The sequence below is a fragment of the Myroides sp. C1519 genome, assembly GCF_038039755.1.
Taxonomy (GTDB): domain Bacteria; phylum Bacteroidota; class Bacteroidia; order Flavobacteriales; family Flavobacteriaceae; genus Flavobacterium; species Flavobacterium phaeum_A.
Genome location: NZ_JBBPHM010000016.1, coordinates 67,691 through 82,077, shown reverse-complemented (window position 1 = coordinate 82,077; position 14,387 = coordinate 67,691). Strand labels below are relative to the sequence as shown.

Sequence of the window (14,387 nt, the reverse complement as noted above, 5' to 3'; positions counted from 1 at the left end):
ATTGATTGAATTGTAATATTTCAGGGGGTAAATGTCATTTCATCGAAATAATCACATCACATCATATTGGTTGCGTTGTGACGATTTGGTTTGTAATAATATTTCGGTTGAATTATGATATTCTTGTTTACGATGATATAACAATGTTTTCACCCATTACTTTTTATTCTTCACTTCTTCTTTTTTCTCAAAAAATAGAGAAACAATCAATCCTACTGCAAGTACGCCTTGAATGACTAACCACCAAGTTCTATCGAGTGCGATCACGTAAAAAGGTTGGAATACTAAAATCAAGAAAACATAGGTAATCATCTCTATGACCTTCTTGTTGATATGGGAGTTATATGCTAAAATACCAAAAGCTACAATCACAATAAAACTCATCAGTTGATGGTAATCTTGTGAGGTTACAAGCATATTCAACACTAATAAAATAACTACTATAATTTTGATTGCTCTTTCCATAATAACTATCTTTAAGAATACTTCCTTTAAATATATACATTTTATTTCAATATTCATAGTTATTAATAAGATATCCTAAAAAAACAGCCCATCATTTGCATTATATTTAATATACACTTCCTACTATTATAAATACTGTTATACTTCTATTGTCCTTATTCAAATTTGCTTTTATTTGAAACAAAAAAAACTTACTTTAGCACTTAATTATTATCAATTTATATAACAACACAATGAAACAAGTAACATTAAATCACATACACGAAAGTTTAGGAGCGAAGATGGTTCCATTTGCAGGGTTTTCAATGCCTGTTCAATATGAAGGAGTAAATGCAGAACACGAAACAGTAAGAAATGGCGTGGGAGTATTTGACGTTTCTCACATGGGAATCTTCAAAATTTCAGGTCCTAACGCGTTGAGTTTAATTCAAAAAGTTACTTCAAATGACGCTTCTACTTTAGTTGACGGAAAAGCACAATACTGCTACTTTCCAAATGAAAAAGGTGGTGTAATTGATGATATCATTACGTATAGAGTAAACGAAGAAGAATACCTAATGGTAGTTAATGCTTCTAATATTGAGAAAGACTGGAACTGGGTTACAAGTCACAATGACGTAAACGCTACAGTTGAGAACTTATCTGATGGATACTCTATCTTAGCTATTCAAGGGCCTAAAGCTATTGAAGCAATGCAAAGCTTAACTGCTGTAAACCTTGCTGACATTAAATTTTACAACTTCGTAATTGACACATTTGCTGGCGTTCCTAATGTAGTTATTTCTGCTACAGGATACACTGGTTCAGGAGGTTTTGAAGTATATGTAAAAAACGAAGATATTGAAACTGTTTGGACTAAAGTATTTGAAGCTGGTGCTAACTGGGGAATCAAACCTATTGGATTAGCTGCTCGTGATACATTACGTCTTGAAATGGGATACTGCTTATATGGTAACGAACTAAACGATGAGATTTCTCCTTTAGAAGCTGGTTTAGGATGGGTAACTAAGTTTACAAAAGACTTCGTTAACTCTGAAAACTTAAAAGCAGAAAAAGAAGCAGGTATCAAAAACAGATTAGTTGGTTTTGAATTAATCGGTAAAGGTATTCCAAGACACGATTACGAAATCGTTGACGCTGAAGGAAACGTAATTGGTAAAGTAACTTCAGGTACACAATCTCCTTCATTAGGAAAAGGTATCGGAATGGGATATGTACCAGTAGCTCTTGCAGCAGAAGGAAGCGAAATCTTTATCCGTATTCGTAAGAATGACGTTGAAGCAAAAGTGGTAAAAACCCCTTTTTATAAAAAATAAACTAATTAAAACGGGAGCTTGAAAATAAGCTCCCGTTTTTTTTATGATATATTTGAATAATACTATATTTTTGCACTATTAAAATTAAGTAAGAATTATTATGGGAAGAGCGTTTGAATTTAGAAAAGGACGTAAGCTAAAACGTTGGTCTGCTATGGCAAAAACGTTTACAAGAATCGGTAAGGACATTGTAATGGCTGTAAAAGAAGGTGGACCTAACCCAGAAGCTAATGCTCGTCTTCGTGCTGTAATACAAAATGCTAAGGCAGCTAATATGCCTAAAGATAATGTTGAACGTGCTATTAAGCGTGCTACAGATAAAGATACTGAAAACTATAAAGAGGTAATTTTCGAAGGATATGGTCCTCACGGTATTGCTTTCTTAATCGAATGTGCTACTGACAACAACAATAGAACTGTTGCTAATATCAGAAGTTACTTCAACAAATGTAACGGTACATTAGGTACACAAGGATCGGTTGAGTTTATGTTTGACCACACTTGTAACTTTAGAATTCCTGCTGAAGAAGGTAGAGATTTAGAAGAGTTTGAATTAGAACTTATCGATTTCGGAATTGATGAAATCTTTGAAGATGAAGATGGTGTAATGATTTACGCACCTTTCGAAAGCTTTGGAGCTATCCAAAAAGAATTAGAAGGTAGAGGAATTGAAATCTTATCTTCTGGATTTGATAGAATTCCACAAGTAACAAAAGAACTTACAGAAGAAGAACAAGCTGATGTAGATAAATTGTTAGACAAAATTGAAGAAGATGACGACGTACAAAACGTATTTACTACGATGGCGTAATCACCGATTATAATATTTGAAAGAGCTTCCACTGGAGGCTCTTTTTTTATATCGATACCTCAACGATACTTTTTAGCTGTAAACATAGAATGAACGATTATAAACCACTCACTCTTTAATGGGGTCTATGGTTCCCCCTATTCTTTATAAACTCACAATGAACTATTGTTATTTACTTTTCAATGCAGTTTATGGTTACCCCTATTCTTTGTAAACTCACAATGAACCATTGTTATTTGCTTTTCAATGCAGTTCCCCTATTCAATCTAAAAGCTACTTCTACTAACAACAATCCCACAGCACAATCTATCTTTCATTCCTATTACACCTAAGCATCAAATACCTACCCCACAATTAGCTGTTCTCTTTAAAAAATAGATATATAACATTAAGTACTCAAATTTTGCTATTTTTGCACAAAAACATTAAAGTATGAAATGGGAAGGTCGTAGAGAAAGTAAAAACGTCACAGATAGTAGAGGTAAATCTTCTGCTGGTAAAACTGCTTTAGGTGGTGGACTTGTGGGGATTATAGCTGTATTGCTATATATGTTTGGAGGAGAAACAGGCAAACAAATTGCACCTGTTTTAGAACAAATGAATACAGGTCAGCAAACGGAGCAAGTTGAAACAAGACAACTATCTCAAGAAGAACAACAAATGGGTAAAATGGTAGCAGTAATTTTTGCTGATACTGAAGATGCGTGGCACAAAATTTTCCAAGAAAACGGAATGCAATATCGCGAACCTAAAATGGAGTTATTTGATGATCAAGTAAACACTAAATGTGGTGGTGCTACTGCTGATGTTGGTCCTTTTTACTGTCCGGCTGACGAGACTGTATATATGGACTTGCGCTTTTTTGAAGAACTACACAACCGTTTTGGTGCTGAACGCGGTAACTTTGCTATTGCTTATGTAATTGCACACGAAGTAGGTCACCACGTACAAACACTATTGGGTACAAATAGTAAAGTACACCAATTACAACAAGGTAAAAACAAAAAAGAAGCTAACAAACTTTCAGTTGGTTTAGAGTTACAAGCTGACTTCTACGCTGGGGTTTGGGCTAAATACAACCAAAAATACTTAGAGCCTAAAGATATTGATATCGCTTTAAGCGCGGCACAAGCTGTAGGAGATGATGCTATTCAGAAAAGAGTTACAGGACAAGTAAACCCTGACTCGTTTACACACGGTACTTCTCAACAAAGAAAAGAATGGTTTATGAAAGGATTTAATACTGGAGATATTAAACAAGGAAATACTTTCGACCACCTGAGATAATAACAATTAATTACAAGGCCAAAACAAATGGCTTAGCTTATGGACAATACAAAACAACGACTTAAAGACATTGCTGAAAACGGTTTAAACCTACAAATGAACAACGTAATGTCTGAAGCCTTTGCTTATTATAAAAAAATAGTAATCCCGACATCGGCAGCTTTAATGCTTCTTACGTTTTTAGCTTCTATTGGTTTTTCATCTATCCTTTTAAAAATGTATGGAGAGGACACAGAGGCTGTATTAGAGCAATTACAAACATTCTCGCCTATGAACTTACCTTTAGATCAGATATATATCTACCTATTGGTTATGACGGGGCTTACTGCTTTTAGTTCAATCCTTATGGCTGGCTTTTTAGAAATGGCTGCAAATGCTTACAAAGGAAAAAGATCAAGCTTATTCTTAGCGTTTAAATACTTTGTAAACGTAAAAGGATTATATCTTTTATTCATACACTTTATAGTGTCTATTGTATTATCTACAATTGTTTTCTTCTTACAAATGGAAGGATTAGGTATGGTAGCAATGGCAATTAACTGGCTTGTAAACGCACTTATCGTGTTTGTTACTCCGTTAATTATCTTTGGTAATTTGTCACCTATTCAAGCTGTAAAAAACAGTGTAATGGTCGTTAATAAACAACCATTCACCATTATATTAATCTTATTGTTTAGCTACTTTGTGGTTGGAGCTGGATTATTCTTTTTCTTAGTAGGGGTTTTCTTTACAATTCCGTTCTTATTCAGTGTGTGTTTTGCACTGTACAGACAGGCGATTGGTTACTACCCTGAAGAAGATAAATTATCCTAACCACCCCTCTCTATCTAAACTACGATATTGTATTGCCTCAGCTATGTGCTGGGGCATTATTTTTTCACTGTGATCCAAGTCTGCTATTGTTCGCGATACTTTCAATATACGATCATACGCACGAGCAGATAAATTCAGTCTATCCATCGCGCTTTTCAACAGGCTTAACGAATCTGCTTCTAAGCCACAATACTTTCTTATTAAAGCCGTATTCATCTGTGCGTTGTAATGTACCCCTTTATGTGATTCAAAACGCTTAGACTGGACATTACGCGCTACTATTACCCTTGCTTTAATGTCTTTACTTGGCTCAGCCAATTGCTTGTCAGACAACTTTTCAAAAGGCACAGGATTTACTTCTATATGAATATCTATTCTATCTAACAAAGGACCAGATACCTTGTTGAGGTAACGTTGCATTTCAGCGTGAGACGATTTGATTGGTGCATCAGGATCGTTGAAATACCCACTTGGACTTGGATTCATACTTGCCACAAGCATAAAAGAAGACGGATACGTTATTGTAAACCTCGCCCTTGAAATGGTTACCTCTCTGTCTTCTAAAGGCTGACGCATTACCTCTAATACATCTCGTTTAAATTCTGGCAACTCGTCTAAAAACAATACTCCATTATGTGCAAGAGATATTTCACCTGGTTGTGGATATCCCCCTCCGCCAACAAGAGATACAGACGAGGCCGTGTGGTGTGGACTTCTAAAAGGTCGGTTGCAGATTAATCCACTGTCTTTTGCCTTGCCTACTACACTGTGAATCTTGGTAGTTTCTAACGCCTCATCCAATGTCATTGAAGGCAATATACTCGGCAAGCGCTTTGCCAACATCGTCTTTCCAGATCCCGGTGGTCCTATTAATATAATGTTATGTCCACCTGCCGCTGCAATTTCCATTGCCCGTTTAATACTCTCCTGTCCCTTCACATCCTTAAAGTCAATAGCTAAATGGTTTTCCGAATCGTCGTTAAACATCGCTTTTAAATCTAACTTCACGGGTTCTAAATTTATCTTACCAGACAAAAAGCCAATCACCTCATCTATTTTACTAACACCATAAACATCTAACCCTTCTACAATAGCCGCTTCCCTTTCATTTCCCTTGGGAATTATAATTCCTTTAAACCCCTCTTCTTTTGCTTTAATCGCAATAGGTAAAGCACCATTGATACACTGCAAAGAACCATCTAACGACAATTCTCCCATTATCACATAATCCCCTAAAGTCTTTTGAAGAGTAATTTGACTCGACGAAACCAGTATACCAATAGCAATAACCAAGTCATAAGAAGACCCTTCCTTTCTCAAGTTGGCAGGGGCTAAATTGATAGTTATCTTTCTACCTGGCATACGATAACCGTTATTCTTTAACGCTGCCGCAATCCGATAGCTGCTTTCTTTAATTGCACTGTCTGGCAATCCTACAAGGTGATACCCCACTCCTTTGTCAATGTGTACCTCAACAGTTATTGTTGTTGCATCAATGCCGTAAACAGCACTACCAAAAACCTTTTCTAACATATTTCCTCTATTATTTAAGTGTCTCTTTTATCAAAAAGAAGGTTTTTAAAATAAATTAAAGAATAGTGTATCATTTTCATTTTGTAGAGCACATCCCCACAATGCAACACTTTCACAATCTTTGATTTATTTTATATTTCTTTTCTAAATACTTTGATTTATTTAAAAAACACCAAGTATTTAACTACATATCAGTACGTTACAAAAAATATACCGAATATTTCGAATATGTTTTCTCTTTTTTGGCATTAGTATTGAATAGTATTTCAATGTAGATTATTTCTCACCTTCAACAATTAACAGTATTTAAAATGATAACAAGTAAAAAAACAGTTTTAGTAGCAATCTCAGCTTTGATAATGATAGGTACATTGATAGGTATCAACAGCTGTAATATAGGTTCTTCTAAAACGATTGATCCGAAAGAAAATGCACTGGCTTTACCTATCATTCAAGTAGATACAACAACAGCAATTACAATTAAAGACTATATCGGAAATATAGAGGGTAAAGTAAACGTAGAGATTCGCCCTCAGGTAGAAGGTCTTTTAGAACAAATATTTATAGATGAAGGGGCTTTTGTAAAAGAAGGTCAACCTCTTTTTAAAGTGGACCCACAACCTTACCAAGAGGTTTTAAACAATATGGTGGCTACAGAGAATGTAGAAAAGGCTAAACTGAAAAATGCAAAGCTTGAAATAGACCGTTTAAAACCATTGATCGACAATGAGGTAATTGCTGAGGTACAATTGCAAACAGCAAAAGCTAATTACGAAATCGCAAGAGCTTCATTAGCAAAAGCAAGTGCCGCTGTAGCAAGTGCTAAGATTAACTTAGACTACACCGTAATCAAAGCTCCTGTAAGTGGATACATTGGCCGTATGCCTAAGCGTATTGGTAACTTAGTTTCTAAAAGTGATAAAGAACCGCTTACTGTACTTTCTGACGTAAGTGAAGTTTATGTGTACTTCGGAATGAGTGAGTCTGACTTTTTATACTTCAGCAAAGGGAATAAAAAAGCGGATACAACAGCAGCTGGACAATACTTACCAGATGTAGCACTGATTTTAGCTGACGGACACGAATATGCTGAAAAAGGAAAAGTAGATATGATTAACGGACAAGTTAACCGTACAACAGGTTCTATTTCTCTTAGAGCTTCGTTTCCAAACTCTCAAGATGTGATGAGATCTGGTAACACAGGAACAATCAAATTAAAAGAAACAAATCCTCACGTAATCTTGATTCCACAAGAAGTTACTACTTCTATTCAAGACAAAACTTTTGTTTACATCTTAGACAACGAAGACAAAGTAAAATTACAATCAATCGTATTAAACGGGGTATCTGGAACAAACTATATTGTTTCTGAAGGATTAAAAATCGGAGACCGCGTGATTAAAACTGGTTTTGACAAATTAACTGAAGGAATGTATGTAAAACCTGTCAACTAATTTACTTGTCAAACAACAATTGAACTATGCGTTATTTTACTCACCTTACTAAATAATTTTATATGTTAAAAGCTATTATAAATCGTCCTATCCTGGCTACAGTAATATCAATTATGTTCTTATTACTTGGGTTAGTTGGACTTACATTATTACCGATAACACGTTTCCCAGAGATTGCACCACCGAGTGTTACTGTCTCTACTTCATACCCTGGTGCAAATGCTGAAACTGTTGCTCAGAGTGTCTTATTACCGATTGAGGAATCTATCAACGGGGTTGACAATATGAGTTACATTAGTTCAAAAGCAAGTAACAGTGGATCGGGAACTATAAACGTATATTTTAAAGCAGGTACTGACCCTGACCAAGCATCTGTAAACGTACAAAACAGAGTAAGTAAAGCGTCTGGTGATTTGCCGTCTGAGGTTAATGAAAACGGTATTTCTGTTACTCCTCGTCAGAGTGGTAATATTATGACGATTAACTTTTACAGTGACCACCCTGAAGAGGTGTATGACGAAACTTTCTTACAAGCATACACACAGATTAATATCAACCGTGAACTACTAAGGGTTCCTGGAGTTGCATCTGTTGGACGTATTGGTGCACGTGATTACTCAATGAGAACGTGGTTAAACCCAGAAAAACTGGCTTTATATAGTCTAACTCCTCAAGACATCATTAGTGCGATTAAAGATCAAAACTTTGAAATTGCACCTGGTGCTTTTGGAGAAACATCTGATGAGGCATTTGAAACATCATTGAAACACAAAGGTAGATTTAGTCAACCTGAGCAATATGAAAACATTGTAATTAAAACAAACAAAGACGGTTCTGTTTTACTATTAAAAGATGTAGCAAGAGTGGAGTTTGGCGCGTCTAACGTGGGGAGTGATAACAGTGTAAACGGTTACCCTGGGTTAACAATGAACATTACGCAAACTGCTGGTTCAAATGCCAGAGATATTGATATTGCTGTTAGAAAAGTATTAGAACGCGTTTCTAAGTCGTTCCCAAAAGGAGTACACTATGAAATTAGCTACTCTGTAAAGAATCAGATTGACGAGTCGATTAACCAAGTAAAGAGTACGCTTTTCGAGGCTTTCTTCTTAGTGTTTATCATTGTTTACTTATTCTTACAAGACTTTAGATCAACAATTATTCCCGCTATTGCTATTCCTATTTCACTGGTAGGTACGTTGTTCTTTATCTACTTAATGGGATTCTCTATTAACGTATTAACAATGTTTGCTTTAGTGCTCGCCATTGGTATTGTAGTAGATGACGCCATTGTAGTGGTTGAGGCTATACACGAGAAAATGCATCAGACGGGAATGAAAGCAAAAGAAGCTACAATCTCAACGATGAACGAGATTACAAGAGCTATTATCTCTATTACTTTAGTAATGTCAGCTGTGTTCTTACCTGTTGGTTTTATGCAAGGTCCTGCTGGTATATTCTATAAGCAATTTGCCTATACCCTTGCCTTTGCTATTCTTATTTCAGCTGTAAACGCATTAACGTTGAGTCCTGCTTTATGTGCTTTGTTTTTAAAACAACCATCAGGAGATGAGTATGTAGCAAAGAAAAATAAAAACACAGTACAACGCGTAAGTGGTAGATTCTTCTTTGCTTTCAACACAGCATTTGACAGTTTCACTGAAAAATATGTAGCTACAATTAAGAAGTTAATCACCAATAAAAAAGTGGCTATTGCCGGATTAGCATTAATCATCGGATTAGGAGTTGTATTCTTATACAAAACGCCTTCTTCATTTATTCCAAGAGAAGACGACAGTTATATTACATACTCTTTAGCAATGCCTCCTGGTGCTTCATTAGCACGTACAAAAGTTGTTCTTGCTAAAGCAGATAGTATTTTAAAACAACGTACGGATATTGAGGGAATGACTGCTATTTCTGGTTATAACGCCATTGATGGTAACGCGAGTCCGTCATTTGCTGTTGGTTTCCTTAATTTGAAACCGTACAAAGAAAGAGGAAAAACAAAGAATATAGACAAGATTATTGAGGAGATTCAAACCGACTTATCTGTTATTAACGAGGCGTCATTCAACGTATTCCCAAGACCTACTATTTCAGGATTTGGTGACTTCGGTGGTATTGAATTTGTTCTTCAAGACCGTATGGGTGGTGGATTCGACGAATTCAGTAAGGTAAGTGATGAGGTGATTAAAGAATTGAAAAGCAGAGATGAAATTGCAAATGCCTTTACTTCTTTTAAAGCCAATTACCCTCAATACTTATTAGAAATTGACTATGTGAAAGCAAAATCTTTAGGCGTTAGCGTAAAAGATTTAATGACAACGGTTAAGAATTACTACGGTCGTATAAAAGCTGGGGATTTCAACAGATTTGGACGTACATACCGTGTGTATATGCAAGCAGATATTCCATTTAGAGAGAGTCCAGAGTCATTCCGTTCTATTTACGTGAAAAACAAAGACGGTGAAATGTTGCCTGCCAATACGTTGATTAAACTGAAAAAAACATTAGGTCCACAAACGGTAACGAGATATAACTTATACAACTCTATTTCTATTAAAGCTACACCTGCTACGGGTTATAGTACAGGAGATGCTATGAAAGCCATTGAAGAGGTAACAGGGAAAATACCTGGTAACTATTCGTATGAGTTTACAGGAATGTCTTTAGAAGAAAAAGATTCAGGTAACCAAGCTATCTTGATTTTCGCCTTGAGTATTGTATTTGTTTACTTCTTACTATGTGCACAGTACGAGAGTTATTTATTGCCTATTGCAATTTTACTTACTGTACCAACGGGGTTATTAGGGGTTGCGCTATTTGTAAACTTAGCGGGATTACAAAATAACATCTATGTACAAGTAGGACTGATTATGCTGATTGGTTTATTAGCTAAGAACGCTATTCTGATTGTGGAGTTTGCTCTACAACAAAGACGCAATGGCTTATCTATTTTTGACGCAGCTATAGAGGGGTCTAAGATGCGTTTAAGACCAATCTTGATGACATCATTTGCTTTCGTAGCTGGATTAATTCCATTGATGTTTACTGTTGGTCCATCTGCTCAAGGTAACCATTCTATCAGTTTTAGTGCCGCTGGAGGTATGGTATGTGGAGTAATCGTAGGGATTTTTATTATCCCTGTACTATTCTTCATTTTCCAAACGTGGGATGAAAAACTTAAAGCAAAATTTACTAACGACTAAAAATAGAAACCTATGAATACAAAAAGAATATTAACATACACTTTATATGCTTCGATGGTTTCTGCTTTGGTGGCATTACAATCTTGTGCACCACAATCGAAATACAGAGCACCTCAATTAGACTTGCCTGAAAGCTATAGAGGACAAAGTGATTCAATTAGAACAGCAAGCGACTCTGTTGGTATTGCTGATATTGATTGGAGAACGTTCTTTGAAGATGAAACGTTAATCCACTTAATTGAGAAAGGATTAGAACACAACTTTGATATGCAGAATGCGGTCAAAAACATTGAAATTGCCAATATGAAAGCGGGCCAAGCTAAATTAGAATGGTTGCCTTCAATTAATATGGATATGGGAAGTGTTTCTTATCAATATAAATCTCAAAACTACTATGGCTCGCCTTCTTCTAAGTACTATGCTGACAAGGGGAAAGATGCTCCTGATAATATGTATGTAAACTCAGCACAATATATCACTGGTTTAGGGTTGAGCTGGGAGATTGATATTTGGGGAAAAATAAAGAGTAAAAGTGCAGAGGCATTAGCAAGATACTTACAGACCAATGAGGCTAAGAAAGCAGTACAAACTACTTTAATTGCCAATATTGCTGAGGGATATTACAACTTACTATTGTTAGACGCACAAATGGAAGTAGCTGAAACCAACTATGAGTTGACTAAAAACACCCTGAAGATAGTAGAATTACAACGCGATGCGGGACAAATCACTTCCTTGGCGATTCAGCAAACGCGTAACCAAATGTTGGTTGCCAAAGCGTTAATTCCTTCTTTGAAACAACAGATTGCTATTCAAGAAAATGCCTTGTCATTACTTACAGGTCAGTTACCTAATGATATTGAAAGGGACACTAAATTAGCTGATGTGAAATACGACGAAACCCTAACAACAGGTATTCCGTTATATATGATTAGTCAAAGACCTGATGTACAAGCAGCAGAATTAGAATTACAAGCTAAAAATGCTATTGTAGGGGTAACACAAACAAGTAGATATCCATCATTACAAATAGACCTTACAGGAGGATTAAACAGTATGTTAGGATCTAATTGGTTCAATATTCCTGGTTCTCTTTTTGGTGGTTTAGTAGGTAAACTTACTGCTCCTATTTTCAATAAAAAGAAACTAAAAACAGACTTTGAAGTAGCTAAAATTGAAAGAACGAAGTCAGAGATTGACTTTCAGAAAACAGTTTACACAGCAATAACAGAAGTAACAGATGCTTTGATTACGTCTGAAACTGTGAGAGAGCAAATTGATATTGCAGAGGAACAAGTTTCTACATCAAGATTAGGGGTTAAGCAATCTAACTTATTATTTAATAGTGGATATGCAACGTATATTGAGGTAATCAACGCACAAAAAAATATGCTTGATAGCGAGTTGAATTTGAATAAACTAAAACAAAACAAATTGCTATCGAGAGTTAAGCTATACAAATCTCTTGGAGGAGGTTGGAAATAGTTTACGAAACGAGTAAAGTAACCAAACTTTAAATAGAAAAACCTTAAAGGGAGAACATTGCAATGTTCTCCCTTTTCTTTTATATGCCGACACTACGCTATCTCCTCATACTTACTTTCACACCCTTTTTTGAGATTGCCTTTGAACTCATCATCCTAACGCAATGAAATCAAAACCATTTATTATCTATTCATTCTCATAAACTTGTTTCTCTAAAAACAAGAGGCATTTACCAAAACTAAAATACCCTTATTCTACGATCACATCTTTCTCGCCCCTCTAAAAACAACGAAACTACTTACTCAATGTTAGTCTACTCTTACTAACTAAAGAACTCATTTAAAACTTTCAAAACGCTAATACAATATACTACACTACAAGTCAAAAAAAGAGGATGCCTATATAGACATCCTCTTTTACGTATAAAAACAAACTGTTTATTTTATTCCATTTTGGTTTAACCAAGCACTGTATTTTCTACTATTAGCATTGTGTTGCGCTAAAGTAACAGCAAACTCGTGATACCCCATTTTCTCAACGCTTGCACAGAAATACACATAATCGTGTTTCTCTGCATTTAACACAGCGTCAATTGTATTCTTATCTGCCATAAAGATTGGCCCTGGAGGCAATCCAGTATTTTGATACGTATTATACGGAGATGGTACTTCAGTGTCTTTTAAGTACACTCTTTTGATTACTTGATCAAAATCACCTGTATATAATTTCTTAGCATACACCACTGTTGGATCAGCTTGTAAAGGCATTCCCATTTTTAAACGGTTAAGATATACACCCGCTACTTTAGACTTCTCGTCATTTTTAGAAGTTTCTTTTTGTACGATAGACGCTAAAATAGACACTTCAATAGGAGTTAACCCCAATGCTTTTGCTTTCTCCTCACGCTCAGCATTCCAAAAACGGATATACTCTTTGTGCACTCTATTTCTAATTTTCAACGGATTTACATTCCAATAAAACTCATACGTTTCTGGTAAAAAACACGTCAATACATTCTCTTTTGTAAACCCTGTTTCTTTCAAGAAACTCTCGTCGTAAAACGATTGTAAGAAAGCTAAACTATCTGGTTCAACTTGTGCTGCCATACGCCCTGCCAAGTTTTCAACGCGCTCCATATTATTAAACGTCAAACGAACAGGCACATTATCTCTCAAAGCTTGAATAAGGTCGTAACTGTTCATTCCGTTTCTCAACTTGAACTTTCCACCCATAATATTTCCAGAGTAGCTTCGTTGTTCAGCGATCTCCTCAAAACCATTCACATCATTCAAATACGGCTCTAACTTCTTAACCACAGTTTGAAAATTATCTCCCTCTGTTAAGTACACATATTCTTTTTCGTCCCATCCGTGTAAGTTTGGAGAAAATGCCTTTCCGTACCAAACGTACAGATATCCTAATAAACCGAATCCTCCTAATACTACAAGTAAAACTAAGATGTTCTTTAATTTCATAACTACTCTTTAAAATATTAATTGATACATAGCCTCATCTTTATAGACAGAGCCAACTTTATTCCATTGTTTTTTAACGCCAATTAGTTCAAAACCATACTTGGTAAACAAGTGTGTGCTTGCCGTATTATCAGTTGCAATATTAGCATACAATTGGTTTAATCCCAAATACTGTTGGCTGTAATTTATAACCAATTCTAACGCTTCTGAACCAATACCCCTATTGCGTTCATTAAGGTCTTGAATAACGATTCCAACCCCCGCTTTATTGTTCTTAGGATCAAAGTCAAACAAGTCTATCAATCCAAGTGTAGCCTTGTCGTCTTTATCACAAATTACCAAGCGCAATTGTTTTGCCTCATAAATATCTAAATGGGCATTTTCTAAATATTGGTGAATTAAAAATCGACTGTATGGTGTTTGCGTATTACTAACCTCCCACAGCGACATATCGTTTTCAATCTGATATATAAACTCTAAATCCTCTGGCTCTAAAGCACGCAGATAAATCGTTTCTCCTTGAATATGCAACATCT

The 14,387-nt window shown here is 35.6% G+C and carries 11 protein-coding genes; 7 read left to right on the top strand and 4 right to left on the bottom strand.

Annotation, left to right across the window (positions count from 1 at the left end; genetic code table 11):
* Window positions 1–156 precede the first annotated feature (156 nt).
* On the bottom strand, window positions 157–465 hold the full coding sequence (locus AABL81_RS10205; RefSeq protein ID WP_341340965.1) for a DUF6804 family protein: 309 nt from the start codon (window positions 463–465) through the stop codon (window positions 157–159).
* 233 nt (window positions 466–698) lie between these two features.
* On the opposite strand from AABL81_RS10205, the gene gcvT reads away from it, so the two are divergent.
* From gcvT to AABL81_RS10185, 4 genes are all read left to right on the top strand, one after another.
* Window positions 699–1,781 (top strand): glycine cleavage system aminomethyltransferase GcvT, encoded by a 1,083-nt coding sequence (gene gcvT, locus AABL81_RS10200; protein WP_158210433.1) that lies wholly within the window; start codon window positions 699–701, stop codon window positions 1,779–1,781.
* A 100-nt stretch (window positions 1,782–1,881) separates the two neighbouring features.
* Window positions 1,882–2,592 carry a YebC/PmpR family DNA-binding transcriptional regulator gene (locus AABL81_RS10195; RefSeq protein ID WP_090407234.1) on the top strand — a complete coding sequence of 237 codons (711 nt, stop codon included), beginning with the start codon at window positions 1,882–1,884 and terminating at the stop codon, window positions 2,590–2,592.
* 432 nt (window positions 2,593–3,024) lie between these two features.
* On the top strand, window positions 3,025–3,879 hold the full coding sequence (gene ypfJ, locus AABL81_RS10190) for a KPN_02809 family neutral zinc metallopeptidase (protein WP_090407230.1): 855 nt from the start codon (window positions 3,025–3,027) through the stop codon (window positions 3,877–3,879).
* A 39-nt stretch (window positions 3,880–3,918) separates the two neighbouring features.
* Window positions 3,919–4,692 (top strand): hypothetical protein, encoded by a 774-nt coding sequence (locus AABL81_RS10185; RefSeq protein WP_158210432.1) that lies wholly within the window; start codon window positions 3,919–3,921, stop codon window positions 4,690–4,692.
* Here the strand turns inward: AABL81_RS10185 and AABL81_RS10180 are convergent.
* Window positions 4,684–6,225 (bottom strand): YifB family Mg chelatase-like AAA ATPase, encoded by a 1,542-nt coding sequence (locus tag AABL81_RS10180; RefSeq protein WP_341340964.1) that lies wholly within the window; start codon window positions 6,223–6,225, stop codon window positions 4,684–4,686. The two genes, AABL81_RS10185 and AABL81_RS10180, sit on opposite strands and share 9 nt — an antisense overlap.
* A gap of 311 nt (window positions 6,226–6,536) precedes the next feature.
* Between AABL81_RS10180 and AABL81_RS10175 the strand changes: the two genes are divergently transcribed.
* The 3 genes from AABL81_RS10175 to AABL81_RS10165 all read left to right on the top strand — a co-directional run bounded on the left by AABL81_RS10175 (window position 6,537) and on the right by AABL81_RS10165 (window position 12,376).
* Window positions 6,537–7,679 carry an efflux RND transporter periplasmic adaptor subunit gene (locus tag AABL81_RS10175; RefSeq protein WP_158210430.1) on the top strand — a complete coding sequence of 381 codons (1,143 nt, stop codon included), beginning with the start codon at window positions 6,537–6,539 and terminating at the stop codon, window positions 7,677–7,679.
* A gap of 62 nt (window positions 7,680–7,741) precedes the next feature.
* On the top strand, window positions 7,742–10,891 hold the full coding sequence (locus AABL81_RS10170; RefSeq protein WP_158210429.1) for an efflux RND transporter permease subunit: 3,150 nt from the start codon (window positions 7,742–7,744) through the stop codon (window positions 10,889–10,891).
* A 12-nt stretch (window positions 10,892–10,903) separates the two neighbouring features.
* A complete protein-coding gene (locus tag AABL81_RS10165; RefSeq protein WP_341340963.1) occupies window positions 10,904–12,376 on the top strand; it encodes an efflux transporter outer membrane subunit in 1,473 nt (490 codons plus the stop codon).
* Window positions 12,377–12,813: 437 nt separating this feature from the next.
* Here the strand turns inward: AABL81_RS10165 and mltG are convergent, their stop codons facing one another.
* Together mltG and AABL81_RS10155 are read right to left on the bottom strand one after the other, a co-directional pair.
* Window positions 12,814–13,851: an endolytic transglycosylase MltG gene (gene mltG / locus AABL81_RS10160; protein WP_158210427.1), complete on the bottom strand. Its 1,038-nt coding sequence runs from the start codon at window positions 13,849–13,851 to the stop codon at window positions 12,814–12,816.
* 9 nt (window positions 13,852–13,860) lie between these two features.
* Window positions 13,861–14,385 (bottom strand): GNAT family N-acetyltransferase, encoded by a 525-nt coding sequence (locus tag AABL81_RS10155; protein WP_090407367.1) that lies wholly within the window; start codon window positions 14,383–14,385, stop codon window positions 13,861–13,863.
* Window positions 14,386–14,387 lie beyond the last annotated feature (2 nt).